The 26,317-nt window shown below is 68.5% G+C and carries 25 protein-coding genes; 18 read left to right on the top strand and 7 right to left on the bottom strand.

Features of this window, described 5'->3' with window-relative positions:
- The 8 genes from ALI144C_RS53340 to ALI144C_RS17795 all read left to right on the top strand — a co-directional run bounded on the left by ALI144C_RS53340 (position 1) and on the right by ALI144C_RS17795 (position 8,525).
- A complete protein-coding gene (locus ALI144C_RS53340; RefSeq protein WP_083753130.1) occupies positions 1 to 1,377 on the top strand; it encodes an anthranilate synthase component I family protein in 1,377 nt (458 codons plus the stop codon).
- Positions 1,374 to 1,946, top strand: a complete 573-nt coding sequence (locus tag ALI144C_RS17825) for an anthranilate synthase component II (RefSeq protein ID WP_076988233.1) — start codon at positions 1,374 to 1,376, stop codon at positions 1,944 to 1,946. Before ALI144C_RS53340 ends, ALI144C_RS17825 begins: the two co-directional genes overlap by 4 nt.
- Positions 1,939 to 2,961 carry an anthranilate phosphoribosyltransferase gene (gene trpD / locus ALI144C_RS17820; RefSeq protein ID WP_076988232.1) on the top strand — a complete coding sequence of 341 codons (1,023 nt, stop codon included), beginning with the start codon at positions 1,939 to 1,941 and terminating at the stop codon, positions 2,959 to 2,961. The genes ALI144C_RS17825 and trpD overlap by 8 nt, the downstream gene beginning before the upstream one ends.
- Complete coding sequence (gene trpC, locus ALI144C_RS17815; RefSeq protein ID WP_202818981.1) at positions 2,958 to 3,749, top strand: indole-3-glycerol phosphate synthase TrpC; 792 nt, start codon at positions 2,958 to 2,960, stop codon at positions 3,747 to 3,749. The genes trpD and trpC overlap by 4 nt, the downstream gene beginning before the upstream one ends.
- A complete protein-coding gene (gene trpB / locus ALI144C_RS17810) occupies positions 3,746 to 4,948 on the top strand; it encodes a tryptophan synthase subunit beta (protein WP_076988231.1) in 1,203 nt (400 codons plus the stop codon). Before trpC ends, trpB begins: the two co-directional genes overlap by 4 nt.
- Positions 4,945 to 5,697, top strand: coding sequence for a tryptophan synthase subunit alpha (trpA, locus tag ALI144C_RS17805; RefSeq protein ID WP_076988230.1), 753 nt, complete (start codon positions 4,945 to 4,947; stop codon positions 5,695 to 5,697). Before trpB ends, trpA begins: the two co-directional genes overlap by 4 nt.
- Positions 5,688 to 7,118: a class II 3-deoxy-7-phosphoheptulonate synthase gene (locus tag ALI144C_RS17800; protein WP_143230700.1), complete on the top strand. Its 1,431-nt coding sequence runs from the start codon at positions 5,688 to 5,690 to the stop codon at positions 7,116 to 7,118. The genes trpA and ALI144C_RS17800 overlap by 10 nt, the downstream gene beginning before the upstream one ends.
- A gap of 162 nt (positions 7,119 to 7,280) precedes the next feature.
- Positions 7,281 to 8,525, top strand: a complete 1,245-nt coding sequence (locus ALI144C_RS17795) for an acyl-CoA dehydrogenase family protein (protein WP_330359594.1) — start codon at positions 7,281 to 7,283, stop codon at positions 8,523 to 8,525.
- 49 nt (positions 8,526 to 8,574) lie between these two features.
- On the opposite strand, the gene ALI144C_RS17790 is transcribed toward ALI144C_RS17795, so the two are convergent.
- Positions 8,575 to 9,444, bottom strand: a complete 870-nt coding sequence (locus ALI144C_RS17790; RefSeq protein WP_076988229.1) for a glutathione S-transferase C-terminal domain-containing protein — start codon at positions 9,442 to 9,444, stop codon at positions 8,575 to 8,577.
- 143 nt (positions 9,445 to 9,587) lie between these two features.
- On the opposite strand from ALI144C_RS17790, the gene ALI144C_RS17785 reads away from it, so the two are divergent.
- From ALI144C_RS17785 to ALI144C_RS17765, 5 genes are all read left to right on the top strand, one after another.
- The gene (locus ALI144C_RS17785; RefSeq protein WP_076988228.1) at positions 9,588 to 10,424 is read left to right on the top strand and encodes an aldo/keto reductase; all 837 of its coding nucleotides are present in this window, start codon (positions 9,588 to 9,590) and stop codon (positions 10,422 to 10,424) included.
- A 31-nt stretch (positions 10,425 to 10,455) separates the two neighbouring features.
- Positions 10,456 to 10,896, top strand: coding sequence for an ester cyclase (locus ALI144C_RS17780; RefSeq protein WP_076988227.1), 441 nt, complete (start codon positions 10,456 to 10,458; stop codon positions 10,894 to 10,896).
- A 9-nt stretch (positions 10,897 to 10,905) separates the two neighbouring features.
- Positions 10,906 to 11,301, top strand: a complete 396-nt coding sequence (locus ALI144C_RS17775) for a YybH family protein (RefSeq protein WP_076988226.1) — start codon at positions 10,906 to 10,908, stop codon at positions 11,299 to 11,301.
- Complete coding sequence (locus ALI144C_RS17770) at positions 11,301 to 12,461, top strand: MFS transporter (RefSeq protein WP_076988225.1); 1,161 nt, start codon at positions 11,301 to 11,303, stop codon at positions 12,459 to 12,461. The genes ALI144C_RS17775 and ALI144C_RS17770 overlap by 1 nt, the downstream gene beginning before the upstream one ends.
- Positions 12,462 to 12,649: 188 nt before the next feature.
- Complete coding sequence (locus ALI144C_RS17765) at positions 12,650 to 13,789, top strand: acyltransferase family protein (RefSeq protein ID WP_076988224.1); 1,140 nt, start codon at positions 12,650 to 12,652, stop codon at positions 13,787 to 13,789.
- A 64-nt stretch (positions 13,790 to 13,853) separates the two neighbouring features.
- Here ALI144C_RS17765 and wrbA read toward each other — a convergent pair whose 3' ends face one another.
- Positions 13,854 to 14,483, bottom strand: coding sequence for an NAD(P)H:quinone oxidoreductase (gene wrbA / locus ALI144C_RS17760; RefSeq protein WP_076988223.1), 630 nt, complete (start codon positions 14,481 to 14,483; stop codon positions 13,854 to 13,856).
- Positions 14,484 to 14,682: 199 nt separating this feature from the next.
- On the opposite strand from wrbA, the gene ALI144C_RS17755 reads away from it, so the two are divergent.
- On the top strand, positions 14,683 to 15,723 hold the full coding sequence (locus ALI144C_RS17755; protein ID WP_076988222.1) for a methyltransferase: 1,041 nt from the start codon (positions 14,683 to 14,685) through the stop codon (positions 15,721 to 15,723).
- On the opposite strand, the gene ALI144C_RS17750 is transcribed toward ALI144C_RS17755, so the two are convergent.
- Genes ALI144C_RS17750 through ALI144C_RS17740 form a run of 3 tightly spaced genes read right to left on the bottom strand, consistent with a single transcriptional unit; the run spans position 15,724 to position 19,523 of the window.
- Positions 15,724 to 16,551 carry a hypothetical protein gene (locus tag ALI144C_RS17750; RefSeq protein WP_076988221.1) on the bottom strand — a complete coding sequence of 276 codons (828 nt, stop codon included), beginning with the start codon at positions 16,549 to 16,551 and terminating at the stop codon, positions 15,724 to 15,726.
- Between the two features lie 36 nt (positions 16,552 to 16,587).
- Entirely contained in the window at positions 16,588 to 18,909 is a 2,322-nt protein-coding gene (locus tag ALI144C_RS17745; RefSeq protein WP_143230699.1) for an EAL domain-containing protein, read from the bottom strand.
- On the bottom strand, positions 18,906 to 19,523 hold the full coding sequence (locus ALI144C_RS17740) for an RNA polymerase sigma factor (RefSeq protein ID WP_076988219.1): 618 nt from the start codon (positions 19,521 to 19,523) through the stop codon (positions 18,906 to 18,908). The genes ALI144C_RS17745 and ALI144C_RS17740 overlap by 4 nt, the downstream gene beginning before the upstream one ends.
- Positions 19,524 to 19,769: 246 nt before the next feature.
- Between ALI144C_RS17740 and ALI144C_RS17735 the strand changes: the two genes are divergently transcribed.
- Entirely contained in the window at positions 19,770 to 20,558 is a 789-nt protein-coding gene (locus ALI144C_RS17735) for an SAM-dependent methyltransferase (RefSeq protein WP_076988218.1), read from the top strand.
- Between the two features lie 19 nt (positions 20,559 to 20,577).
- Here the strand turns inward: ALI144C_RS17735 and ALI144C_RS17730 are convergent, their stop codons facing one another.
- A complete protein-coding gene (locus tag ALI144C_RS17730) occupies positions 20,578 to 21,087 on the bottom strand; it encodes a flavin reductase family protein (protein WP_076988217.1) in 510 nt (169 codons plus the stop codon).
- A 182-nt stretch (positions 21,088 to 21,269) separates the two neighbouring features.
- Entirely contained in the window at positions 21,270 to 23,066 is a 1,797-nt protein-coding gene (locus ALI144C_RS17725; RefSeq protein ID WP_076988216.1) for an AfsR/SARP family transcriptional regulator, read from the bottom strand.
- A 255-nt stretch (positions 23,067 to 23,321) separates the two neighbouring features.
- On the opposite strand from ALI144C_RS17725, the gene ALI144C_RS58685 reads away from it, so the two are divergent.
- The 3 genes from ALI144C_RS58685 (at position 23,322) to ALI144C_RS17710 (ending at position 26,274) form a co-directional block, all read left to right on the top strand.
- Complete coding sequence (locus ALI144C_RS58685) at positions 23,322 to 24,761, top strand: aminotransferase-like domain-containing protein (RefSeq protein WP_076988215.1); 1,440 nt, start codon at positions 23,322 to 23,324, stop codon at positions 24,759 to 24,761.
- A gap of 75 nt (positions 24,762 to 24,836) precedes the next feature.
- Positions 24,837 to 25,709 carry a helix-turn-helix domain-containing protein gene (locus tag ALI144C_RS17715; protein WP_076988214.1) on the top strand — a complete coding sequence of 291 codons (873 nt, stop codon included), beginning with the start codon at positions 24,837 to 24,839 and terminating at the stop codon, positions 25,707 to 25,709.
- Positions 25,710 to 25,728: 19 nt separating this feature from the next.
- The gene (locus tag ALI144C_RS17710; protein ID WP_076988213.1) at positions 25,729 to 26,274 is read left to right on the top strand and encodes a YciI family protein; all 546 of its coding nucleotides are present in this window, start codon (positions 25,729 to 25,731) and stop codon (positions 26,272 to 26,274) included.
- Positions 26,275 to 26,317: the final 43 nt, after the last annotated feature.

Genomic DNA, 26,317 nt, shown 5'->3' with positions numbered 1-26,317 from the left:
ATGCTTGTGCCCGTACACGAAGAGTTCCTGGCCGACGCCCTGACTCCGGTGACCGTCTTCGAGCGGTTGTGCCGTGAGGACGAGCCCGGCTTCCTGTTGGAAAGCGTTCCGGTGACCGGAGATGTCGGGAGGTACTCGTACGTCGGGCACCGCCCGCGCCCGCTCACCCTCCCGGCGGGCGACCCGCTCGCCACTCTGCGATCGCTCGCCGCACAACAGGTCGCTCCGGTTCCTGGTCTGCCGCCGTTCCTCGGCGGCGCGGTCGGGTACCTCGGTTGGGAGACCGCCCGGCACTTCGAGCGGCTCCCCGAGGCGGACGGCCCGGCGCCCGGTCTGCCGGAGGCGGCGTTCCTCAGCGTCGAGGACCTCGCCGTCTTCGACCACGCCACCCGCAGGCTGATCCTGGTGACCGCGCACCGCCCGGCCGTCGAGTCCTATCAGGACGCACTGGACCGGATCGCGGTGATGCGGGAGAAGATCAGCAGCCCGGCCGAACACCGCCCGGTGGTCTCGCTCTGCCGGGCGGACGGGGACCTGCTGGACGGCTGGCAGTCCAACGTGACGCAGGACGAGTTCGAGGCACGGGTCGAACGGGCCCGCGAGTACATCGCGGCGGGCGACGCGTTCCAGATCGTGCTGTCCCAGCGGTTCAGCAAGCCGCTGACCGCCACACCCCTCGACCTGTACCGGCACCTACGGGCGATCAACCCGTCACCGTACATGTACCACCTAAGCCTGGGCGGCGGACGGCACGTCGTCGGTTGCTCGCCCGAACTGCTGGTCAAGACGACTGGCAGGCGGATCGAGACCAGGCCGTTGGCCGGGACACGGGCCCGCGGCCAGGACCTGGACACGGACCTCGCGCTGGAACAGGAACTCCTCGCCGACGAGAAGGAATGCGCGGAGCACGTCATGCTCGTCGACCTCGGCCGCCACGACCTGGGCCGGGTCGCCGTGCCGGGCAGCGTGCGGGTGGAGAAGCTGATGGAGATCGAGCGCTTCTCCCACGTGATGCACATCTCGTCCACTGTGGCCGGTGAGCTGACCGATGAGGCGGACGGGCTTGACGCGCTGCGGTCGACGTTCCCCGCGGGCACGCTCAGCGGCGCGCCGAAGATCAGGGCGATGGAGATCATCGCCGAGCTGGAGCCGGAGCGGCGGGGCGTGTACGGCGGCGCACTGGGGTTCGTCGGCTACGACGGCGCGGCGGACCTGGCGATCGCGTTGCGCACGATCGTCGTGGCGGACGGCAAGGTGCACGTCCAGTCCGGTGCGGGCGTGGTCGCCGACTCCGACGCGACCGCCGAGTACCGCGAAACGCTGCACAAAGCCCGCGCCATGTTCACCGCCGTCCGACAAGCGGAGGCAGTTCAATGAGCACACCCACGGTCGCGGTCATCGACAACTACGACTCGTTCACCTACAACCTCGTGCACTACCTCGCCGAACTGGGTGCCGATCCACGCGTGTTCCGCAACGACGAGACCACGATCGACGAACTGGCCGGGCACGACCTGCTGGTCATCTCCCCCGGCCCGTGCACCCCGACCGAGGCGGGCATCTCGATGGACGCCGTCAAGTCGTTGAGCGGAGCCGTGCCGATCCTCGGCGTGTGCCTGGGCCACCAGAGCATCGGTGCGGCGTTCGGCGCGGACGTCGTACGGACCGCGCCGGTGCACGGCAAGACCGCGCGGATCACCCACGACGACACCGGTGTCCTGTCCGGCCTGCCGGACCCGTTCACCGCGACCCGCTACCACTCGCTGGTGGTCGACCCGGCGTCGTTCCCGCCGGAGCTCGTGCCCAACGCGTGGGTGGACGGCCTGGTGATGGGCCTGCGGCACCGCGAGCACCCGACGTTCGGCGTGCAGTTCCACCCGGAGTCGGTGCTCAGCACGGAAGGCAAGCAACTCATCGCGAACTTCCTGGAGTGCGCCAATGATTGACCTGATCAGACGGGTGTCCCGCGGGGAGACCCTGAGCGAGGCCGAAGCGGCGCACGCCATGCGCACGATCATGTGCGGCGCCGCGGGCCCGGCCCGGATCGCCGGGCTGGCGATGGCGATGGCCGTCCGCGGCGAGACCGTCGACGAGATCGTGGGCATGGCCAGGACGGCACGGGAGATGGCCCGGCCGGTGCCGTTCGGCTCGGACGTCCTGGACACCTGCGGGACCGGCGGCGACAGGCTGAACACGTTCAACATCTCCACGGCGTCGGCGATCGTCGCGGCCGCGTGTGGCGTGCGGGTGGCCAAGCACGGCAACCGCAGCGCGTCCTCCGGCTGCGGCAGCGCGGACGTGCTGGAGGAGTTGGGTGTGCGGATCGAGCTGACGCCGGAGGAAGCGGGCCGGTGTCTGGCCGAGGCGGGCATCGTGTTCCTGTTCGCGCCGTCGTTCCACCCCGCGTTCCGGCACGCCGCCGGACCGCGCAAGGAGCTGGGCATCCGGACTGTGTTCAATCTCCTCGGGCCGTTGTGCAACCCCGCCCATGCTCGTTACCAAGCGCTGGGTGTGCCCAATGCCGATGCCGTCGTGCCGATGGCCGAGGTGCTGTCCCGGTTGGGGGTGACCAGGGCGCTGGTGTTCCACTCCGAGGACGGCATGGACGAGCTCAGCCTCGGCGCGCCGGCAGGCGTGGTGGAAATGGCCGACGGCGTGCGGCACTCGTACCGGTTCGACCCCGCCGACCTCGGCCTGGCACGGGCGTCCGTCGCCGAGCTCGCCGGTGGGGACCGGGTCGAGAACGCCGCCATCATCCGCCGCGTTTTCGCCGGTGAGACCGGGCCGAAGCGGGACATCGTGCTGCTCAACGCGGCCGCCGCGCTCCGGATCACCGGGCGGGCCGTCGACTGGCAGGACGGTCTGGCTCAAGCCGCGCGGGCGATCGACAGCGGCGCGGTCACGGCTCTGCTGAACCGGTGGATCGCTGTTTCGCAGGACCGGGTGGCGGTGCCCTCATGACCATGACCAGGTCCACGATGCTCACCAAGCTGATCCAGACGGCGAACGAGCAGACCGCACGACGCCGTTCCGTCCGGCCGTTCTCCGAGTTGGTCGCGCTGGCGTCGACCGCACCGGCACCCCGCGATTTCGCCGCCGCCTTGCGGGAGCCGGGACTGAGCGTGATCGCCGAGATGAAGCCACGCAGCCCCTCGAAAGGGCCGCTGACAGACGACTACCGGCCCGCCGAACGCGCACGGGCGTACAACAGCGGCGGCGCGGCCGCGATCTCGGTGCTGACCCACGAGGACGGTTTCGGCGGCAGTCCCGACCACCTGCCGATCGCCCGCTCGGCAGGCGAAGTTCCCGTCCTGCGCAAGGACTTCATCGACGACGAGTACCAGATCGTCGAGGCACGTGCGCTGGGCGCGGACGCGTTGCTGCTGATCGTGGCGTCGCTGGCACCGGACCGGTTGGCCGAGCTGCTCGCGTACACCAGAGGCCTCGGCATGGAGGCCCTCGTCGAAGTGCACGACGAGGCCGAGGTCGACGTGGCCCTGGCGGCGGGCGCGGCCGTGATCGGCGTGAACCACCGGGACCTGCGGGACTTCCGGATCGACATGACGCTCACCGCGCGGCTGCGCCACCGGGTCGGATCCGGTCGGCTGCTGGTCGGCGAGAGCGGGATCAACACAGCCAAGGACGCGGCCGCCCTGCGCGAGGCAGGGGCCGCGGCGGTACTCGTCGGCGAGGTCCTGATGCGGGCCGCCGACCCGGAGGCGAAGGTCAGGGAGCTGAGCAACGCATGAGCGAACGCACCAGGTTCGGCCGGTTCGGCGGGCAGTACGTCCCCGAGACGCTGATGGCCGCGCTCGACGAGCTGCAGACGGCATGGCTGCAGTTGCGTGCGGACAACGGTTTCCTCAGCGAGCTGCGGGCGCGCCAGGCGACGTTCGTCGGCAGGCCGACACCGCTGTACCACGCCGAACGGCTGACCGAGCACTTCGGCGGCGCGACCATCCACTTCAAACGCGAGGATCTCTGCCACACCGGCGCGCACAAGCTGAACAACGCGTTGGGACAGGCGGTCCTGGCGCGCCGGATGGGCAAGAGACGGATCATCGCCGAGACCGGCGCGGGTCAGCACGGCGTGGCGACAGCGACCGTGTGCGCCCGGTTCGGCCTGCCGTGCACTGTCTACATGGGAGCCGAGGACATGCGGCGCCAGGAGGTGAACGTCCGCAGGATGCGGATGCTCGGCGCGGAGGTCCGGCCGGTCACCTCCGGCACGGCCACGCTGAAGGACGCGACGTCGGAGGCGATCCGCGACTGGGTGACCAATGTCCGCGACACGCATTACATCATCGGCTCGGTCGTCGGCCCCGCGCCGTACCCGGAGATGGTCCGCGAGTTGCAGCGGGTGATCGGCGACGAGGCCCGCGAGCAGTACCTGGCCGCGGAGAACACGTTGCCCGACACCGTGGTCGCCTGTGTCGGCGGCGGGTCGAACTCGATCGGAATGTTCGCCGGGTTCGTCGACGACCCGAGCGTCGACCTCGTCGGCGTCGAGGCAGGCGGCCTCGGCGTGGAGACGGGACAGCACGCGGCGGCGACCGTCGGTGGCCAGGCGGGTGTGCTGCACGGCAGCTTCAGCTACATCCTGCAGGACCGGCAGGGTCAGGTGCTCCCGACGCACTCGATCGCCGCCGGTCTGGACTACCCCGGCGTCGGCCCGGAGCACGCCATGCTCGCCGAACTGGGCCGAGCGTCCTATGTGGCCGTGAACGACGACGAGGCCGTCGCCGCCTTCAAGCTCTGCACCCGGCTGGAGGGCATCATGCCCGCGCTGGAGACGTCGCACGCGATCCACCACGTCGGTGAGCTCGCCCGTGAGATGGGTCCGGGCGCTCGGATCCTGCTGTGTTTCTCCGGTCGCGGCGACAAGGACATGCACACCATCGAGTCGGTGTCCCCGACCGACATGCCGGTGATCGGAGGTCCGCTGTGACACTGCTGCTGAACCAAGGTGAGCTCGCGCTCATCCCCTACCTGATGGCCGGTCACCCGGACATGGCCACCACCAGGGAGATCGGCCGCAAACTGGTCAACAGCGGCATCGCCGCGCTGGAACTCGGCATTCCCTACAGCGATCCGCTGGCCGACGGCCCGGTCATCCAACGCGCGGGCCAACGGGCGCTGGCCGCCGGAGCCACCACCGAGGCGTGCCTGGAGGCCGCCGCCGACATCGCCGGTGAACAGGCGGCGCCCGTGCTGCTGATGACGTACGTCAACCCGGTCCTCGCCTACGGACCAGAGCGGTTCGCCCGTGACGCGGCACAGGCAGGCGTGACGGGCGTGATCATCCCGGATGTCCCGGTGGAGGAGTCCGCCGAGATCGCGAAGACCATGACCGGCGCGGGACTGGAAACGGTGTTCCTGGTGGCGCCGACCAGTCCGGACGACCGGATCGCGGCGGCGTGCGACGCGTCGACGGGGTTCGTCTACTGCGTGACGGTCACCGGGATCACCGGCAGCCGATCCGTACTGCCCACGGACGTCAACGCACTGCTCGCCAAGGTCCGCACCCACACCGATCTCCCTGTCGCGGCGGGCTTCGGCATCTCCAGTGCCGAGCAGGTCTCGCTGCTCCGGGGGCACGCCGACGCCGCCATCGTCGGCAGCGCCATCGTCAACGAACTCGACGCCGGACGGGATCCCGGCCCGCTCGTGAGGGAGCTGTTGTCAGCATGCAAATGATCGACATCCAGCCACACCGGCTGGGCACGCCCATCCTGCCCGTCCCGTCCACGCAGACCCGGACGCACCTGCCGCCGTCGACCTGGCACCCGGACTCGTGGCGGTCCCGGCCGATCACCCAGCAGCCGGACTGGCCCGACCCCGTCCAGGTGGAACGCGTCACCGAGGAGATCGCCCTGCAGCCGCCGCTGGTGCTGCCGGACGAGATCGGCACGCTGCAACGGTCCCTCGCCGCCGCGGCGGAAGGCAACGCTTTCCTGTTGCAAGCGGGCGACTGCGCCGAGCGGTTCTCCTCCTGCACCGAGCACGGCGTACGCAGCAAGCTGCGGGTGATCCTGCAACTGGCGATCCTGCTGACGTACGGCTCCGGCCTGCCGGTGGTGAAGGTCGGCCGGATCGGCGGCCAGTTCGCCAAGCCGCGCAGCAAACCCACCGAGGTCATCGACGGCATCGAGTTGCCCGCGTACCGCGGGGACATCGTCAACTCCCCCGAGCCGACACCGGAAGCACGCCGCCCGGACGTGGAACGCCTGATGCGGGCGTACCACCACTCGTCGGCGACGCTGAACGTCCTGCGTGCCCTGACCACGAAGGGGTTCGCCGACCTGGAGCAGGTGCACGAGTGGAACACGGAGTTCGTCCGGCGCAGCCCGGCAGGCCAGCACTACGAGCAGGTGGCCGACAACATCACGTGGGCGCTGCGGTTCATGCAGGCGTGCGGTATGAATGGCACGCAGTCCTTGCGGCAGGTGCATTTCTACACCTCGCACGAGGCATTGTTGCCGCACTACGAGCAGGCGCTGACCCGGTACGACAAGAACACCGGCGCCTGGTTCGACACCAGCGCGCACATGGTGTGGATCGGTGACCGCACCCGGCAGCTGGACGGCGCGCACGTGGAGTTCCTGTCCGGGATCGCCAACCCGATCGGGCTGAAGGTCGGCCCGACCACCACACCGTGTGGACTGCGTGATCTCGTCGAGCGGCTGGACCCGGACCACGTGCCCGGCAGGCTCGTGCTGATCTCACGGATGGGCGCCGACCGCGTCACGGACCTGCTGCCGCCGTTGCTCCGAGCTGTCCGGTCCACCGGCCGCTCGGTCGTGTGGGCGTGCGACCCGATGCACGGCAACACGTTCGTGTCCAAGAGCGGCTACAAGACACGGTCGCTGTGCGACATCACCCGTGAGGTCGTCGGGTTCTTCGAAGCCCACAAGCAGGAAGGCGTGCACCCCGGCGGCCTCCACCTGGAACTGACGGGCGACAACGTGACGGAATGCCTCGGCGGTGCGGAGGAAGTCCTCGACACCCACCTGTGCACCCGGTACGAGACGGCCTGCGACCCACGGCTGAACGCGAGCCAGTCCATCGAACTGGCCTTCCGCGTGGCGAACATGCTGCGCGAGCACAGGGGATCGTGACTTCCCGAAGTAGCCCGACCGACTTCCCGAAGTGCCGGGGGTGGTGGCGTGACAGCGGGAAACGCCGCCACCCCGGCGATACCGTTGCTTAGATCTCGCTGAAGCGGGCGGCACAGGGAAACCAGTCGAGGCCGCGACCGCTGCACCGCTAGAGGAGGACCTGTGACCAGCACACAACAGCCGCCTGCCGAGGTAGTGCCCGGCGCACCGGAGAAATGGGCGCGGGAGGGCACGCCCACCACACCGGAAGGCTGGATCGCCAGGGCGAAAGAGCTGCGTGACATCTACGCACTGGACGACGCGGCCCGAGACCGCGCGAACAAGACACCGTACGACGAGATCGCGCTGCTGAAGGCATCCGGCCTCAACAGGCTCTTCGGCCCGAAGGAACTGGGTGGCGGCGCGGGCGAATGGCCGTTGGCGTACAAGGTGATCAGGGAGGTGTCCAGGGGAGACGGATCAATTGGACACCTGCTCGGTTACCACTACATGTGGTTCAACGTGCCCCGCATGGCCGGAACCCCGGAGCAGATCACCAGGATCGAAGCGGAGGCGACCCGCAACAACTGGGTGATGGCAGGCGCGATCAACGCGCGCGACAACGACGTGGTAGTCCGTGACGAGGGCGACTACCTGGTCTTCAACGGCAAGAAGAACTTCGCCACCGGCGTGAAGATCTCGGACGTGACGATCCTCGAAGGAGTGCTGGAGGGAACGGACATCCACGTGGTGGCCCCGGTCCCGACGAACCAGCCGGGCATGATCCCCCATGACAACTGGGACAACATGGGCCAGCGCCTGACCGAGAGCGGAAGCACGACGATCAAGGACGTCCGAGTCCCCTGGAAGGACGCGATCGGCTTCACGGCGGACAAGAAGTTCCACGAGCGCGCCTACGCGACCATGAACGTCCCACTGGGACAGCTGGTGTTCGGCGCGATCTGGCTGGGCATAGCGGCCCAGGCGCTCGACGAGACAGCGGTCTACGCACACAAACACGGCAAGGGCTGGGGTGGCTACGACCGCCTCGTCGACGAACCCCGAGTCCTCGACGTCCTGGGAGACCTGACAGCCAAGCTGTGGGCAGCGGATGCCCTGGTGGACCAGGTGGCTCAGGAAGGCCTCGAACTGCACCGGAACCCGGACGCGGTGACACCCCGCAGCCGAGGCGAGTACAAGATCCGAAGCGCGTCGGTGAAGATCATCGCGGACGCGACAGCACTGGAGATCACGTCAAGGATCTTCGAGATCACCGGAGCAAGGTCCACATCGGAGAAGTTCCGCTTCGACCGCTTCTGGCGCAACGCGCGTACGCACACCCTGCACGACCCGGTGTTCTACCAGAAGCAGGAAATCGGAAACTTCCTCCTGCACGACGAGATCCCCAAACCAGGCTGGTACAGCTGACCCACCACCCCTCGTGAGTGTTTGTCCGGGTTGGAACCCGGACAAACACTCACGAGGGTACTTTGGGGGTTTGGCGGTTGTGGGGTGTCAGCCAGCCGGACAGGTCCGGGCCACCGGGGATGATCCGAGAAGGATTGATCTCGGTGTGCACGCGGTGGTAGTGCAGCTTGATCTCTTCGAAGTCCACTGTCTCGCCGAAACCGGGAGTCTGGAACAGATCGCGCGCGTAGGCCCACAGCACGGGCATCTCGGTCAACTTGGACCGGTTGCACTTGAAGTGCCCGTGGTACACCACGTCGAACCGGACCAGCACCGTGAACAACCGGATATCGGCTTCGGTGATCTGAGAGCCCACGAGGTAACGCTGCCCAGCCAACCGAGAGTTCAACTCGTCGAGAGCAGCGAACAGCAACCCGTACGCCTTGTCGTACTCGGCCTGCGAAGTCGCGAAACCGCACGTGTAAACCCCGTAGTTCACATCATGGGCCAACCGCCGGTTCACCGCGTCGATCTCGTCCCGCAACTCCAAGGGATACAGATCAGGAGCGCCGGCACGAGCATAGGCACCCCACCGGGTAGCGAGATCGACCGTGATGAACTCGTGGTCGTTGGTCACCAGCTTGCCCGAAGGCACATCCACCACAGCGGGCACGCTGTAGCCGTCGTGGTCGGCACCAGCCGCCAGATAGGCCTCACTGAGGTACCGAATCCCCAGCACGGGATCACCACCGGGAAAGCCCCACCCGTGCTCGTCCTGGATCGGATCGGCGTAGGCCACCGAAACGACGTCCTCCAAACCGAGCAGCCGCAGGACCACCAACACCCGGCTGGCCCATGGACAGGCCCGGCTGACCACGATCCGGTAGCGGCCCGGCTCGACCGGCCACTCGACTCCCCCACCCACCGTGAACGCGCTCATAACACCAGTATCCCGTGAAGCACCGCCCCGCACGTGCCTGACTTTCCGAAGTACACAGTCAAAACACCGGGAAACACCCGGCGAGGAGCAAGCCGGGTTGATCCTGGGGTGGGCACATCACCCGGGCAAGGAAGGACGGATCCATGGCAGAGGTCACCACGCTGACCCTCAACGACGGGGTGCGGATCCCGCAGCTCGGTTTCGGCGTCTTCCAGATCCCGCCCGACGAGGTCGTCAAGGCGACCCGGACCGCGATCGACGCGGGCTACCGGCTGATCGACACCGCGACCGCCTACGACAACGAGGAAGGCGTCGGCCAGGCCGTCGCCGAATGCGGTGTCCCCCGCGAAGACCTGTTCATCACCACCAAGGTGTGGAACGACGACCAGGGCTACGACGAGACGCTCCGGGCGTTCGACGTGAGCATGGCCAAGCTCGGACTGGACTACCTGGACCTCTACCTGATCCACTGGCCGCGGCCGAGGCTCGACAAGTACGTCGCGACCTGGCGGGCGTTCGAGAAGCTCCAGTCCGACGGCCGGGTCCGGTCGATCGGCGTGTCCAACTTCGCGCCGGAGCAGATCGACCGGCTGGCGAACGAGTGCGCTGTCGTCCCGTCGGTCAACCAGGTCGAACTGCACCCGGGCCACCCCCAGCACGACCTGCACGCGTACCACATCGCCAGGGGCGTCGTGACGCAGGCGTGGAGCCCCATCGGCCGCAACCAGGGCCTGCTCGAGCACGAGAAGGTCACCGCGATCGCCGAGGCGCACGGCAAAACTCCCGCCCAGGTCGTGCTGCGCTGGCACATCCAGCGCGGGGTCGTGGCCATCCCCAAGTCGGTCCGAGCCGATCGGATCCGGGCCAACATCGAGGTGTTCGACTTCGAGCTGACGCCGTCCGATGTGGACGTGATCGGGCACATCGGCACCGCGCAGAAGGTCGGCCCGGACCCCGCGCTCTTCTTCGACCTCTCCTGACCCCCACGCAGTCCGCGCACGAGGAGGAACCATGTCCGAACAGGACAAGAACGTCGCTGTCTACCGCAGGCTGATCGACGAGTGCTTCAACAAGGGCGACCTCGACGCGGTCGACGCCATCGCCGCGCCGCACTTCGTCGAGCACGAGGTCCAGGCCGAGGGCGTCGGCCCGGACGTGCTCAAGGCGGCGATCACGTTCCTGCGCACGGCCATGCCGGACCTGCGCTTCGAGATCGAGGACATGGCCGTCGTCGGCGACCGGATCTGGTCCCGGATCGAGGCGACCGGCACGCACAACGGCCCGATCTTCGGCCTGCCCGCCACCGGCAACCCCGTCCGGATGGGGTTCATGGACGTCTCCCGCTTCGAGAACGGCCAGATCGTCGAGCACTGGGGCATCCCGGACAACCTCGCGATGCTGCTGCAGATGGGCATCGTCACGCTCCCCCAGCCAGAACCCGCGGCCGACTAGGAACCCACCATGACCGAGCAGATCGAAACCGTCGACCTGGCGTTGGAAGCAAGCCAACTGCCCGGCGTCTTCGCCCGCGCCTTCAACTCCGGCAGCAGCACGGCCGTCGAGCGGCTGTTCGACCAGGACGCGATCTTCATCGCCGAGCCGGGTTTCGCGCTGTCCGGCGCCGAACTCGGCCGCAGCGTCGAGGAGTCGGTGGCCAGGGGTGTGCCGCTGCGGGCCACCCCGAGGCACACCTACGTCACCGGCGACATCGCACTGTTGATCGTGGACTGGGCGATGGACGGCACCGGCCCGGACGGCACGCCGGTCAACGTGCGCGGCACCAGCACCGACGTCGCACGCCGGGGACCCGACGGTGTGTGGCGGTACCTGATCGACAGTCCGAACGGGACCGCGTGATGTCGCTGGCGCTGGTGGCCATGGCGTTGAGCGCGTTCGTCATGGGCACCGCCGAGTTCGTGATCACGGGACTGCTGCCCGAGGTCGCGGTCGGGCTGGAGGTCAGCATCCCCACCGCGGGCCTGCTGATCTCCGGCTACGCGCTGGCGGTGGTGATCGGTGGCCCGCTGTGCATCGCGGCGGGCACCCGGTTGCCGCACCGGGCGATGCTGCTGATGTCCATGGGCTTGTTCGTGCTCGGCAACCTGGTCTGCGCGGTCGCTCCTGGTTACGCGGTGCTGATGGCCGGGCGGGTGCTCGCCGCGTTCGGGCAGGCGGCGTTCCTCGGGATCGGCTCGGTCGTCGCGGCCAACCTCGTCGAACCGCGGCTGCGGTCCCGTGCGATCGCGATGGTCTTCACCGGGATCACGGTCGCCAACGTGTTCGGCTCCCCCCTTGGCACGCTGGTCGGGCAGAACCTCGGCTGGCGCGCCACCTTCTGGATCATCACCGCGATCGCGCTGGCCACCACCGGCGCGGTCGCGGCGCTCGTGCCCGCGCAGCCCAAGCCCACCGGCGGCGGGTTGCGCGGCGAACTCGCGGTGTTCGGCCTGCCACAAGTCTGGCTGACACTGGCGATCACCACGCTCGGGATGGGCGCGCTGTTCGCGTCTTTCAGTTACGTCGCGCCGCTGTTGACCCAGGTAACGGGGTACTCCTCGGGTGCGCTGACCCTGCTGCTCGCGCTCTACGGCGTCGGGCTCGTCGCGGGCAACCTGCTTGGCGGCTGGTTCGCCGACCGGGCACAGCTGGCGACGCTGTTCGGCGGGCTGGCGGCGTTGACCGTGGTGTTGACCGCGTTCGCGGCCTTCGCCGACGCCAAGATCCCCGCGACGATCCTGCTGGTGCTGATGGGCGCGGCCGGTTTCGCGCTGGTGCCCGCGTTCATGACACGACTGATCGACAAGGCGGACGGCGCGCCGACGCTGGCCGCGGCGGCAGGCGGTTCGGCGGCCAACCTCGGCACGTCGATCGGCGCTTACGCCGGCGGCCTGACGATCAGCGCGGGCATGGGCTACACGGCACCGACTGTGCTCGGTGCCGTGATGGCGGCGCTGGGCCTCGGTGTCGCGGTGTTCGCCGCGGCCGTGGAACGGCGAAAGCAGCCCACCCCGGCATAATCCCCACCCCCGTTGCTTGGCAACCAATGTGGCCTTCGTTGCGAAAAACGCAACGAAGGCCACATTGGTTGCACAAAAAAGTGGGGTGGGTGGGGGAGAGTGGGGCGAGAGATTCCGGTCATAGCGTGGCTCGCAGATGGCGGCGACCGCCCGAATGCCGTCGCCGATCGGCTGACGAAGGAGCCAGCATGTCCTCTTTACCCGCCGCACCCGCGACGACACGGTTGCCGACCCTGACCGGGATGCGGTTCTTCGCGGCGATCCTGGTGTTCGTCTGCCACGCGTTCGGATCGAGGATCTTCCTCGACGACGGCGTGAACGACGTGCTGTCCGACAAGGTGTCCCGGCTGGGCTGGGTGGGTGTCTCGTTCTTCTTCATCCTCAGCGGTTTCGTGCTCACCTGGACCGCGCGGCCCGGCGACACGGTCCGGCGGTTCTGGCGCCGCAGGATGGTCAAGATCTTCCCCAACCACCTGGCCACGTGGGCGGTCGCGACGATCTTCATGGTCGTGGCTGGCACCGCGACGTTCCTGAGCATCGGGCCGTCGGCGTTGCTGATCCAGGCTTGGTTCCCGGTGGAGACCATCACCTACAGCCCGAACGACCCGGCCTGGTCGCTGTGCGCCGAGCTGGTGTTCTACCTGTCGTTCCCCTGGTTGCTCAAGGCGGCCAACAAGATCCGCGCCGAGCGGCTGTGGCTGGCCGCCGGGGTCACGTTCGCCGTGCTCGCGCTGGTTCCGTTGCTGGCCAAGGTGATGCCCGACGCGCCGGAGATCTCCTACTACCCCGGTGTGTCCTGGTACGAGTACTGGTTCGTGTACTGCCTGCCCATCGCGCGGGTCCCCGAGTTCGTGCTCGGCATCCTGATGGCGCGGATCGTGATGACCGGGCGGTGGATCCCGGTGCGGCTCAACGTCGCGATGCTGACGCTGATCCCGGGTTTCGCGTTGATGGTGGTCATCCCGGACGTGTTCGGGCTGGTGGCGCCGACCGCGATCCCGCTGGCGCTGATCGTGGCGGCAGGCGCGACCGCGGACATCGAGGGCCTGCGGTCGCCGTTCCGCGGCCGGATCGCGGTGTGGCTCGGTGAGATCTCGTTCGCGTTCTACATGGTGCACATGCTTGTGCTGCAGAAGGGGCCGCTGTCGGCGGGCACCCAGTCCTACGGTGCAGTCGAAGCACTCGGCCTGGTCGCGCTGAGCCTCGTCATCGCGGTCTTCATCGCCTGGCTGCTGTTCCGGTTCGTCGAGGCGCCCGCGATGCGGCGGTGGAGCCGACCGAAAACCAAGGCGGGTAAGGAGAGGAAGGAGGTGGCCGCTACGAGCTGACCAGACCCCCTCAGCCGAAGAACCGTGTGCGGCGGCTGCCGTACACGGTTCTTTCCCGGTCAGCTCAGTGGTCGTGCGGTTCCGGCCGCAGCGGCGCGACAGCGGCCGAGATCTGTGCCAGTCGGGTGCCCTGCCAGCGGGCGTGGCTCAGGTGGTCCTCCAGCTTCACCGTGGCGACGTCACCGGAGACGTACCCGATGCCGTACGGGTTACCACCGGCGGTGTGGGTGATGTCGTAGTCGACGTATCCGGTCGGGACGACGATGCAGCCCCAGTGGCACGCCACGTTGTACAGCGAGAGGAGCGTGGCTTCCTGGCCGCCGTGCAGTTCGTAGCTGCTGGTGAAGCCGATCAACGGCTTGCCTGCCATGTGCCCGGCCTGCCACAGTCCGCCCGTGGTGTCGATGAACGACTTCAGCTGGGCGCTGACGTTGCCGAACCGGGTCGGCGAGCCGAGCGCGAAGCCGTCCGCCCAGATCAGGTCGTCGAGCGTGGCGACCGGGACGTCGGCGGTGGCGTCGAGGTGCGCGCGCCACTCCTGGTTTTTGTCGATCGCGGAGTCCGGCGCTGTCTCGGCGACCCGGCGCAGGCGCACCTCGGCGCCGGCGTCCTTCGCCCCCTGAGCGATGGCCTCCGCGGAAGCGTGCACGTTGCCCGTCGCCGAGTAGTACACGACCGCGATCCGAGAACTCATGACCCAAACCCCTAGCACAGTAGACACAACAGGTAATGCCGAAACGGTAGCGAGCGATCACCGGGCGGCGCTCGGTACGAACGAGAAACGCGTCGGATCTCGTTAAGTGCGCGAACAACGTCAACTGCGCCTACCTGCGGCGACCGGCGAGCGGACACGATCGAACCGCACGTCCCACCCGGAAGGATGGAGAAACCCCGTGGTCAACGACAACCGGCTCACCCGTGACGACTTCGTCGGCACCCTGTTCGGGGCGGCTGCCTTCCAGGTGCTCAACGCGGGCAACGACCTGGGTCTGTTCAAACTGCTCAACGAGCGGCCAGGGCTGACCGCCGACGAGATCAGCGAGGCGCTCGGGCTGCTGCGCCGCCCGGTCGACGTGCTGCTGCTCGGCGCGACCGCGTTGAAGCTCACCACGATGGAAGACGGCGGCTACCGCAACGCGGAGCTGATCGACACGATGTTCGCCACGGACGAGTGGGAGATCATCACGGACCTGATCACCTTCGAGGCGAAGTTCGTCTACGCGCCCCAAGGCGACCTGGTGGAGTCCTTGCGGCACAACACGAACGTCGGCCTACGCCACTTCGAAGGCGAAGGAACGGACCTCTACCACCGGCTGCCCGCCACCCCGCACCTGGAGCAGCTGTTCTACCAGTGCATGCGGTCGTGGTCGCGGCTGTCCAACCCGATCCTGGTGGCGAAGGCCGACCTGACTGGTGTCCGGCGTGTGCTCGACGTGGGTGGCGGCGACGGCGTGAACGCGATCGAACTGGCGAAGGTCAACCCGGGCGTGGACTTCACCGTGCTCGACCTGCCCGGCGCGGTGGCGATCGCGAAGAAGAAGATCGCCGACAACGGCCTGACCGACCGGATCGAGGTGGCCGAAGGCGACATCTTCGCCGACACGTACCCGAAGGGCTACGACGCGGTGCTGTTCGCCAACCAGCTGGTGATCTGGTCGCCGGAGGAGAACCTGTCGCTGCTGCGCAAGGCCCACGACGCCCTGGACGACGGCGGCCGGGTGCTGATCTTCAACGTGATGTCCGACGACACCGGCGACGGTCCGTTGTACGCGGCGCTGGACAACCTGTACTTCACCACGATCACGGCCGACGGCAGCACGATCTACCCGTGGGGGCAGTACGAGCGTTGGCTGACCGAGGTCGGCTTCACCCAGGTCGAGCGGCTCCCCGGCGACACCTGGACCCCGCACGGCGTCATCAGCGGGATCAAGTAATCAGGCGACGTGTTCGTCAGGTCCCGCACCCTTGGCGCGGCGCACAGGCGGCCAGTCCACCGACGGCTGTGGGTGGACCCGGTCGCCTTCGCCACGACGCCGCACGGCCGCGACCAGCTGACGCAGCCAGCCTGATCTGGGCGCGCGGTGTTTCCCGGGGCGTGCGCGTGCCGGTGGCGGTGCCGTCTCGACCGCGGTGAGAATCGGCCGGACCACACCGTCGACCACCCTGCTTCTGTCCGAAAGGGACGGCCTAGGTGGACAGATCCAGCCGGTGTCGACCCGTCCCTTGCAGTCGACCGGCACCGGCCAGTAGTCGCGCTGGGTCGGCACGGGACTGTGCCAGACGACCTCGTGGAAGAACCACGACGAGACGATCAGGGCGAGCGGGTGCGGTGATCGCGCCAGCGTCTCCTTCAGGTCCTGCGCCTCGACGAGCCGGAAGGTGTCGTTGATCGACGGCGCGGTGACGCCGTGCTCGTCGAAACTGATCTCCCCGGCGTGCAGCGCGACACGCACCCGCACGCTCGCCAGCCTGCTGTGCCGTCCGTTGTAGTCGTCGATCTCACGGGCGAGGTGGCCGAGCAGGACGGTCAGAACCGTGCTTTTTGGCACGTGCGGCGGAATGAGCAGGAGCATCCCGTCGCCGCGGTCCTCGTGGTGGCACTCCGGCCAGGCGATGTGGCTGCGCTGGACCGCCCGCCGGACAGCCGCGTTCAGGCCTGACCGCATCGTCAGGTGGTGCCGGTTGGTGCGGCGTGGGTCGGTGAACCGTTCCATGTCGACGACGACGATGGTGCGGTGGACAGCCGGACTGTGGTGTTCCACGGGTTGTGCCTGCCTTCCGGCGATTCTCCTTGCGGGTCAAGCGGTCTGGATGTCGTGCGGGACGTCGAGGTACCGGGTGGCGAAGTCCACCGCGCGTTCGGGTTTGCCGACGACGTCGCCTTCGATGTGCCGGCAGCCGAACTCGCGGGCCTTGCCCTCCTGGGCGGTCGAGTCGACGGCCTGCACAGTGACCTCGGCTTCGAGCTTGTGCGCCAGCTCGATCAACGACTTGATCACCGACGTCGCCGATCGGATGGGGTGGGTGGTCAGTTCCGGCGCGAGCTCGGGCGGGATCACCATGCCGCCGAGGTAGAGCTGCGGAACGAGGTTGATGTGCCGGACGTCCACACCGAACCCGTTGAGCACCAGCCCGACTCCCGTACTCGCGATGGTCACGACCTGCTGGCACCTCCTGCCCGCACGCACGAGGCTGGACTCGTGGAAGCCCAGCTGCAGGAGTTTCGTCGGGAACGAGTGCGCCCGCAGCGCATCGGAGAGGTGCTCGGCGAGCGCGTCGTTGAGCACGAGTCCCTTCGGCAGGTCGATCCGCAGGAACGGGGCCTGGTCGCCGAACAGGCGGTACCACTCCGCGATCTGCCCGGCCGCCTGTCGGATCATCCAGACGCTGATCCGCATCGACCAGTCCATGTCGGTGGCCAGCCGCAGCACGTCGCTGAGCGGGACCGGCCACTGTTGGGGACGCCGCCAGTCCGGGGTGGCGTGCGCCCCGACGATCTCCCCCGTCTCGGCCGACGCGATGGGCGCGTGCGTGAACCACACCTCGCCGGTCTCCAGTGCTCTGGGCAGCCGCGTCAGCGCGAGATTGCGGTCCCGTTCCCATCGCCACTCGACCGATTCGGGGTCGTGGAACGCGACCGCGTCACTTGTGTCCACCGTCGCGGCGTCGAGCGACTGGTACACCCATCGCAGCAACACGGCCGGGTCCGTGTCGCGGGAACGTGTCTGCGCCGCCCCGACCACGGGGGTGACGGCGACGGGTTTGTCGTTGCCGACCTGCAGCGGCCCGCCGAGCAGCGCCACCAGCCGTTTGATCATGTCGCCCGCGCTGGCCCAGCCGGCCGGGTCGGCGATCAGGAAACCGAGGGTGTGATCGTCCAGTTGGGCGACGAGTTCGGCGCTGTCGGCGCCGGACTGGGCCCTGGCGGCGAGGATTCGGCCCGCTCTGGCGCCCGCCGCGGCACCGAGGCGCTTGGTGATCGCGGACAGCCCGTCGAGGCGGATGGCGTAGACGCCCACACCCAGGGCCGCCCGCCTGTCGGCGAGCAGGTCCTTCAACCGCCGCAGGAAGCTGCGCTGATCGGGCAGTTCGGTGACGTCGTCGCGCTCGGCCCTGTGGTCCAGCCATCTTCGGATCTGCATCGAGTCGATGGCGTTGACCATGACGACGTGGATGTCGTGCTCCGGGGAGCGGTCGTCGACGCACAACGAGACCCAGATCCGGCGACCGGTGAACGCGGTGAGCTGCACCTGCCGCGGGCCGGTTCCCGCGGGTGGCTGGCCGGGCCGCCGGTAGAGCGACCGGATCACGTCACGGTCCTGCGCGGTGTGGGCGAACGTGGCCAGTTCCAGTCCACGCAGGTGGTCCCCGGCGCGGCCGAGCAGCTCCTGCAGCGACCGGTTCGAATGGGTGATCCGGCCGCCCGAGTCCAGCACTCCCATCGCCACCGGCGACTCGCGGAAGATCTCCCGGAAGTGCCTCGCGTCCCGCAGCGCGTCGAACTGGCGCTCGGCCCAGGCGTTGTCCAGCGCGGTGAGCATGGTCGTCTGTTCCTGGAGCGCGCGGTTACGCACTCCCGCCGCGTATCCCTCGGAGAACTCCGCGATGACACCCAGCCACCGGTCGCCGGTGGCGAGTGTGCTCAGGAAGTCCCCCAGCAGGCGCACGCTGGCGCCGAAGGACGGCGTGGTGACCATGAACTCCTGGGCGAGCCGAGACCCGATCTCGCCGGGCGACACCGTCGCCAGGCCGGGCGAGAGCACGTGCAGCGAGAGGTTCTGCACCAGCCGCGCCAGTTCCGCCGTGGGGTCCGACGGCAGGTAGCTCCTGTCGGCGAGCGCCACCTCCCACCTGGCGACGACGACCTCTAAGCCCGCGGGGGTGGAAACCCGGCCGGGGCCGGGGTCAGCGGTGTCCGCGTCGTCGAAAGGGGACGCCCACCCCGCCCGCCTCGCCAGCTTCTGGACGAACGCCCTGCGGTAGTCGGGGTCCTCGTGCGGGTTGGGCTCGGCCCAGATCATGTCCCGGACGCCGGTCAGCCGCCGGTCGAGCTCCTGCTCGCTGATGCGCGGCGCCCGGAAGGGCAATCGGGACAGCCAGCGGCGAATCCTTGCGGTCATCCGGCATCCTCTCCGTCCGAACTGTCGTCATCATCCGTGTCACGCACCGGGGGACGGGGAGGGCTTCGGTCCGCGGGTGGATCGTGGTCGAGACGATGCCGGAGTTTCCGGCGCGCTTCGTAGAGGTACTGGCGCACGGTCGCCGGTGTGCAGCCGATTCGCTCCGCTATTTCTCTCGGAGTGAGCCCTTCATACGCCGAACTGATGATCACCTCCCGTTCCCTTGGTGGGAGGCGGCTCACCTCGTCCAAGGTCGCGTTCAGCTCGACTCGTGCCTCGGCATTGCTGTTGGATGGACGCGGCTGGTGAGCTTCCGGTGAGAAATCGGTCAAGATCTCAGGTTTTCTCTTGCGCCGCCGGAACCGGTCGAGCAGCATTTTTTCCGTCGCCGTGCGGACATAGGCTTCGAGCCGATCCCTGGAAACGAGGTCATCCCACCGCCGCATCACCTTGAACATGACCTCGTCCGCGATTTCGTTGGCGTCGGCGACAGTGCCGCGGCGATAACGGACGTACTGGTATGACAATTCCCAGAGCAGTGGGTACTTGTCGTCGAAGTCATCCGGAACAGAGTCACGCCCGGACACGCCCGGCCCGTCGGGCTCATCGGTCACGCTCCGCCGCCCCGACCACGGTCCATCCCCGTCTACCCCTCGTGATGATCTGCCTGTGCCAAGGCACCACGACGATGCCCTCAGCAGGTATCACGCCACCGGGCCGCGACCATAGGTACGAATTCACTCGAAAGAGTGGGTGCCCATGTTCGGCGTGTGACTCTCCCGCTCGGGGACCGTGCTCCTTCAGCGGATCTCAGCGCCGTCGTGTCCCAGTAGCATTTCAGGTGCCGGAAGGAGCCGCCGTTGCCTGATGCCACAGCCGACCGACGGACAGACCCGCGGCAACCCAACATCGCGCGCGTATACGACCACATTCTCGGTGGAAGCCTGCACAACGCACATGATCGGACGTTTGCCGCCGACCTGGCGGCCGCCTTTCCGGCGCTGACCGGAATCATCCGAGCACAACGCTGTTTTCAACGGCGCGCGGTGGAATGGATGCTGGGCAACGGCGTCGACCAGTTCATCGATCTCGGCTCCGGACTGCCGACCGCGGACCACGTCCACCACGTCGCCGGCGACGCCCGGGTCGTCTACGTCGACATGGACTCCGAAACTGTCGAGGACGCCGGGATGATCCTGCACAGCGTCCCCGACGCGGCCGCGATCCGGGCGGACATCCAGCAGCCCGGCGAAATACTCGCCCACACCGAAACCCGGCGCCTGATCGACACCGGGAGGCCGGTGGGGATCCTGGCCATCGGCATCCTCGATTTCCTGCCCCCACCGCGCACGGCCATCGCGCCGCTCACCGGCTTGCGAAACGCGTTCGAGCGGGATGTGTACGTCGCGGCCACGCTGCTCACCGACCAGCCCCCGCTCGACCCCGACCAACTGGGGCTGGCGGCCGCGCTGCTGTTGCGGGCAATCGCCACTCCCATCACAGCGCGACCGCCGGGAACATTGCGGGCATGGCTCGGCGAATCCGGATTCCAGGAAGCCGAGTACGGTTCCATCCCGGAGCGGCAGGAGGAGCCGTTGCCCGCGGCGGAGACATTCATCGGCCGCGGCGGCGCGATTCCACCGGGGTGAAACCGCGCCACGGTCCAGGTTAGGCGGGAGTGCTGAACGTGCCGTACTCGCTGCCGAAGAACACGAGCGGACGCGCGCCGTCGCCGAGGTCGGCGTGGTGCACCCTGGCGACGACGATGACGTGGTCCCCGGCGAGGTGCTCGGCGAACAGCGAGCACTCCAGCCACGCCACCGAGCCCGGCAGCACGGGCATCCCGCCCGGCGACGCGGACCAGTCCAGCCCGCGGAACTTGTCCCCGCCCTTGGCCGCCACCTGCGCGGACACCTTGCGCTGGTCGTCGCCGAGGATGTTGAGGCAGTACCGGCCGGACGTGCGCACGACCGGCCAGCTCGTGCTCGTGTGTGCCACGCAGAACGCGACGAGCGGTGGATCCAGGGACACCGACGTGAACGAGTTGACCGCGAGCCCGACCGGACGGCCGGTGCGCGGGTCCAGTCCGGTGATCGCGACGACGCCGGTGGCGAACCGGCCGAGGATGTCCCGCAGCCGCCGTGCGTCCAACATTTCCTCTGTGGCCTGGTCGGTCATGACAGTTCCGCCTCTCCGGAATTTCGGCGCTTGGTCACCTTGGGCTGGCACCGTTCAGTTCGGTGCGTACTGGTGGTTGGTTTGCGCCACGTTCCCCTGAGGTGCGGTTGGGTGCCACGCGGCCTGCGTCCGATCTTGGGGTTGACACAGAGGGTGTCATGGCTGGTCACCTTTCGTAGTGGTCACGCCGCGCGCCGTTCGCGCACCGGCTGGGACAGCTGCGTCCGGCTCAGTTCCGCGGCGTACAGAGCGATGAGTTCGTGCAGGCGGTAGCGGACGTTGCCGCGTTCGTCCACGCCGGCGATGTCGACGACCCGTCGGTCGACGAGGAGGTCGAGCAGCCGCTCCGACTCGTGCACAGTCCGCGCCGAACCGGCGCTCGCCTCGTACACGTCAAAACCTTCGCGGGGCAGAGTGCTCAGCGAGTACCACATGTGTTTCGCCGCGTCCGGCATGCCGGTTGTCGCGGACTTCAGACTGGCTCGGATGTCGAGCGTGCCGTGGGAGAACTCGTCCAGCCGCCGCCGTGGATCACGCAGCCGCGACGCGAGGTGCCGGAGGCTCAGGTGCGGCCGGGCGACCAGGCGGGCGGCCGCGGCCCGCACCGGCAGGGGCAGGTGTCCGGCCAGGCGCAGGATCTCCCGCATCGCCTCCGGTTCGACGAGCGCGCGGTGCGCGCCGACGATCCCGGTGAACATCTCGACGGCTTCCGACTCGGTCAGCGCACCGACCTCGACCGGGTACACCCCGGCCAGCTCCGTGACGGTGGTACGGCTGGTCATCAGCACCGCCGAGCCAGGCCCGCCCGGCAGCAGCGGCCGCACCTGGTGCGCGTCCACCACGTCGTCGAGCACGACCAGCACCCGGCGGGTGGCCAGCAGGCTGCGGTACATCGCTGTCCGCTCGTCCGGGTCGGCGGGGATGCGCGCGTCCGAGACACCCAGTGCCCGCAGGAAACCACACGCGATGTCGCCGATCCCGGCCTCACCCAGTTCGGCGTAGAGCTGCCCGTCCGGGAACCGGTCACGCAGCTGGTGCGCCACGTGCGTGGCCAATGTGGACTTCCCGGCGCCGCACCTGCCCAGCAACGCGACGATTCGCACACCGGCCGTGTCGTCCGCGGTCAGCACGCGGCGGATCTCGTCGGTGTGCTCCGGGCGTTCGACGAAGTCCGGCGCGTCGGCGAGCAGTTGCGCCGGAACACGAACGGCCGCGGTGGCAACCACGGCCCGTTGCGGCGGTTCCCCGTTGAGGATCCTGTCGTGCAGTTCCTGGAGTTTGCGGCCGGGTTCGACACCGAGTTCGTCGACCATCACCGCACGCCCCGCCCGGTACACCGCCAGCGCATCGGCTCGGCGGTCGTCGCGGTGCAACGCGAGCATCAGCTGCCAGCGCAACCGCTCGCGCAACGGGTGCTGTTCGACCAGCGCGGTCAGTTCGTCGACCAGGTGGGCGTCCATTCCGGACGCGAGTTCCAGTTCCACGCAGTCCTCGAGCACCGAGAGCATCCGCTCGTCCCACTTGGCCGCGACCGCTCGCACGACCGGGCTGTCCACCTCCGCGAGCACGGGACCGCGGAACAGGCGCAACGCCTTGCGGTACACGGCGATCGCCTCGCGGTGGTCCCCGGCGTCAGCGATCGCCCGCGCCTCGCGGACCCACGTCTCGAACACGCCCGTGTCGATCTTGTCGGCGGCCAGCCGGAGCGAGTAGCCGGACGCGGTCGTCTCGATCAGCCCGCTGCCGGCGCCCGCGGCCACGAACGCCCGCCGAAGCCGCCAGACGCACGTCTGGATCTGTTCCGACGCGGTCTTCGGGGCGCACCCGCTCCAGACGGCTTCAATCAACCGCCCCACCGACACGGTCTTGTTGACCTCCAACAACAGCACCGCGAGCACGGTCAGCTGACGGTTCCTGCCGAGCGAGACCGGCTCCCAGTCAACCGACACGCCGAGCGGCCCGAGCACACGAAACCACATGAGGTGTCCCCCAATCTTGTCCCGGTTTCCTCGATACCGGAAACGCTAACGGACAATTGCGGATCGCCGGGTGGCACACAGGATTCAAAACACCTCCCACCTGCGGTTGCCGCCTCGTCGAAGGGTGTGCGATAAGTGACTGGACAACGGTGTGTGAAAAGTCTTCGCACGTATCGCGCGCCGCGACTTGACCAAGTGCGGGCCGATCACGCGTATCCGGGCATGCACGCAGGTCAGCCGTGGTTCGCTCGGCTCATGACCACCCCACCGGGCTGGGGGCTGCTGCTCGACAGGGACAGCCGTGAACCCATGTACCAGCAGCTCTACACGCAGCTGCGGGACCTCATCGTGGTGCGACGGCAATTCGCACCGGGTACCAGATTGCCCGCGTCGAGAACCCTGGCCGACGAATTGGGAATATCCCGCAATACCGTCTTGTTGGCGTATCAACGCCTGCGGCAGGACAATTGCATCGACGGCGCGCCGGGAGCGGGCACAGTGGTCCTCCCGCCGCCGCGGGCACTGGTGCCGCCACCCGCTCCAGGACGTTGTGACGCGTTGTCCGGCCGCGCGCGAACGGCCATCGCGAACGGCCCGGGCCACCTGATCGACCGCAGCGCGTGCAACCGGCCGTTCGCCGTCGGCATGCCTCCGCTGGACGTGTTCCCGTCGTCGTTGTGGGGGAAGCTGACGGCGAACAGGCTGCGCAAACCACCCGTGCGGCTGCTCAGCGGCTGCGAGACGCTGGGCTTCGCCCCGTTGCGGGAGGCGATCGCGGCGTATCTGGGTCTCATGCGCGGAGTGCGGTGCCGTGCCGAACAAGTCGTGGTCACTCGTGGCGCGGAACACGCGCTGGATCTGGTGGTCCGTTCGCTGCTGGAACCGGGCGACGCCGTCTGGCTGGAGGAACCCGGCACCATCGAAGCCCGTGCGGTGGCGACGTGGCACGGGCAGCGCGTCTGCCCGGTGCCGGTGGACGACGAAGGCATCGTCGTGGACGCCGGTCCCGACGCGCGAATGGCCATCGTGTCCCCGGCGCGGCAACTGCCGCTGGGAACAGTCATGTCCGAGCGGCGGCGCAAGGGTTTGCTCGACTGGGCATCGCGGACCGGTTCGTGGGTCGTGGAGTTGGACACCGAGGCGCCGTTCCTGGCGCCGGACGCGGCGCCGCCGTTGCAGACCGAGGACGCGCACGGACAGGTCATCCACGTCGGCACGTTCCGCAACCTGTTGTTCCCCGAGATCCGTGCCGGGTACTGCGTGCTGCCGGAGTCGTTGGTCGACCCGATCAGCGCGGTGCTGTGGCAGTCGGGCAGCGGGGTGTCCTCGCTGATCCAGCACGTGCTCGCGGATTTCGTGAACTACCAGTACTTTCCGCGTTATCTGCGTCGGGTGCGGGACGTGTGCGCGAGCCGCCGCGCAGCGCTGGTCGCCGCGCTGGGGCAGTACGGGGCCGACTGGCTGACCGTGCGGGCCGACTCGGCGGGCGGGAGTTTCCTGGCGTGTCTCACCGACCACCCGATCGACGAGCAGACGCTCACCGAGCGTGCCGCACCCGCTTCGCTGTCCCTGCACAGCGTCGACCGTTACTACGTGGGCCAAGGCGAGCTCAGCGGAGTCGTGCTCGGCTACGCGGCGGTCGGCGAGGCCGCGATCGTGCCCGCCGTGCAGCGCCTGGTCGACGTACTTCGTTAGCTTGCCGATCTTGGCACCCTCCGAGGGCCGCCGTTGGCACTATGTCCGCCGGACAGCTGGTCATACGGTGCTCTCATGGACATCCGGGATGACGACGCCGAGCAGCTGCGCGAGTGGTCCGCCCAGTCCGGTCCGCGCGCGAACCGGGCGGCGATGGTGCTGATGGCCGCCGACGGCATGCCGCTCACCGAGGTCGCACGTCGCCTGCGGACCACTCGGTCGACCGTGACGGCCTGGTGCAACCGTTACCGCGACGAAGGCGTGGACGGCTTGCGCGACCGGCCACGGCAAGGCCGTCCACGCGTGATCCACGACGTGGAACTGGTGCTGCGCACCCTGATCACGTCGCCGAACGGCCAGGCGTGGCGCCGCTGGTCGACCCGTTCCCTGGCAGGGGAGGTCGGCACGTCCAACGGCAGCGTGGCGCGTGTGTGGCGCCGCTGGAGGTACCGGTCGGACGCGCCGGGCGAGTTCCAGTTGCCGCTCACCCCGCCGATCCCGGCGCGCATCGTGGACGTCGTCGGCATCCACACCGGCAGGCACCGGCTGGTGGCCGTGCGGACCACCGGCGACCCCACTGTCCCGAGTAGACGATTACCGGTCGTGCGTACCGACGCGGCGGCGACGTTCGTCGCGCGTGTCCTGGCCCGGCACGGTTCGGCGCTCCACCTGATCGGTGCCGACGCGGAGGTGTACGAGGAGCCGGAGGTCCGCGCCCTGCTCGACGCCAACCCACGGCTGCGCGCGCACGTCGTGACGCCGGACTTCGACTGGCTCGACGTCACAACCCTCGCGCTGGGCATCGCGAAGGCGACGCCGTCACCACGTCACCAGCACGCCGTGGTCGCCACGGTCTGCCAGTTCGTCGATGCTCTGCGTCGCCGGACCACACCCGTGACCTGGGTCCAGGACACGGCTTGCGCGATTCCTGCGCGGCGGAGCGCTTGAATCGGGCAGGATCTCTACCATGGAGTTCTTCTGCTACCACCGCGACCGGCGCGACTCGTTGGCTCTGCGTGAGGAGCTGTTGGAAGCGCACTGGTCCTACATGGACGAGTACGCCAAGGAGATGATCGCCCGCGGGCCGACCTTCCTCGACGACGACACGTTGACCGGCAGCGTGCACATCCTCGACCTCCCCGACGCCACGGCAGCGAGGGCGTTCGCGTTCGACGAGCCGTGCTACCAGGCCGGTGCGTACCGGGACGTGATGATCCGCCGGTGGCGCAACCTGCTGGGACGCACGATGTGGGACTTCCACGGCGGCCGCGACGGAGGCGACCGGTACGCGGTGATCGGCCTCGGCGCGGGCGAACCCGTCGACGAGACCCCGCCGGCCGACCAGGAGGAGCTGATCGCCTACGGGCCGCTGCTGGCCGACGACGGCGTCACCTGGCTGGGTACGGCGGTGCTGCTGCGGGCATCAGGTCCGGAGGAAGCACGCTCCGTCCTGACGCACGACCGCTACGCCGACGTGGAAGTGCACAACTGGGCGTTCGGCGGCCGGGAGTAGTTCCAGCCGCGATGGCAGTGCGCTTGACAGTCAAGCGCACTGG

This window comes from Actinosynnema sp. ALI-1.44, from assembly GCF_001984155.1.
In the GTDB taxonomy this organism is placed as follows: domain Bacteria; phylum Actinomycetota; class Actinomycetes; order Mycobacteriales; family Pseudonocardiaceae; genus Kibdelosporangium.
This window is presented reverse-complemented; position numbering and strand designations above follow the sequence as displayed.

Bases quoted from the DNA above. Each gene is read 5' to 3' on its own strand.
- ALI144C_RS53340 (WP_083753130.1), top strand. From the start codon at position 1: ATGCTTGTGCCCGTACACGAAGAGTTCCTGGCCGACGCCCTGACTCCG.
- ALI144C_RS17825 (WP_076988233.1), top strand. From the start codon at position 1,374: ATGAGCACACCCACGGTCGCGGTCATCGACAACTACGACTCGTTCACC.
- trpD (WP_076988232.1), top strand. From the start codon at position 1,939: ATGATTGACCTGATCAGACGGGTGTCCCGCGGGGAGACCCTGAGCGAG.
- trpC (WP_202818981.1), top strand. From the start codon at position 2,958: ATGACCATGACCAGGTCCACGATGCTCACCAAGCTGATCCAGACGGCG.
- trpB (WP_076988231.1), top strand. From the start codon at position 3,746: ATGAGCGAACGCACCAGGTTCGGCCGGTTCGGCGGGCAGTACGTCCCC.
- ALI144C_RS17800 (WP_143230700.1), top strand. From the start codon at position 5,688: ATGCAAATGATCGACATCCAGCCACACCGGCTGGGCACGCCCATCCTG.
- ALI144C_RS17790 (WP_076988229.1), bottom strand. From the start codon at position 9,444: ATGAGCGCGTTCACGGTGGGTGGGGGAGTCGAGTGGCCGGTCGAGCCG.
- ALI144C_RS17785 (WP_076988228.1), top strand. From the start codon at position 9,588: ATGGCAGAGGTCACCACGCTGACCCTCAACGACGGGGTGCGGATCCCG.
- ALI144C_RS17780 (WP_076988227.1), top strand. From the start codon at position 10,456: ATGTCCGAACAGGACAAGAACGTCGCTGTCTACCGCAGGCTGATCGAC.
- ALI144C_RS17775 (WP_076988226.1), top strand. From the start codon at position 10,906: ATGACCGAGCAGATCGAAACCGTCGACCTGGCGTTGGAAGCAAGCCAA.
- ALI144C_RS17770 (WP_076988225.1), top strand. From the start codon at position 11,301: ATGTCGCTGGCGCTGGTGGCCATGGCGTTGAGCGCGTTCGTCATGGGC.
- ALI144C_RS17765 (WP_076988224.1), top strand. From the start codon at position 12,650: ATGTCCTCTTTACCCGCCGCACCCGCGACGACACGGTTGCCGACCCTG.
- wrbA (WP_076988223.1), bottom strand. From the start codon at position 14,483: ATGAGTTCTCGGATCGCGGTCGTGTACTACTCGGCGACGGGCAACGTG.
- ALI144C_RS17745 (WP_143230699.1), bottom strand. From the start codon at position 18,909: ATGACCGCAAGGATTCGCCGCTGGCTGTCCCGATTGCCCTTCCGGGCG.
- ALI144C_RS17730 (WP_076988217.1), bottom strand. From the start codon at position 21,087: ATGACCGACCAGGCCACAGAGGAAATGTTGGACGCACGGCGGCTGCGG.
- ALI144C_RS17725 (WP_076988216.1), bottom strand. From the start codon at position 23,066: ATGTGGTTTCGTGTGCTCGGGCCGCTCGGCGTGTCGGTTGACTGGGAG.
- ALI144C_RS58685 (WP_076988215.1), top strand. From the start codon at position 23,322: ATGACCACCCCACCGGGCTGGGGGCTGCTGCTCGACAGGGACAGCCGT.
- ALI144C_RS17715 (WP_076988214.1), top strand. From the start codon at position 24,837: ATGGACATCCGGGATGACGACGCCGAGCAGCTGCGCGAGTGGTCCGCC.
- ALI144C_RS17710 (WP_076988213.1), top strand. From the start codon at position 25,729: ATGGAGTTCTTCTGCTACCACCGCGACCGGCGCGACTCGTTGGCTCTG.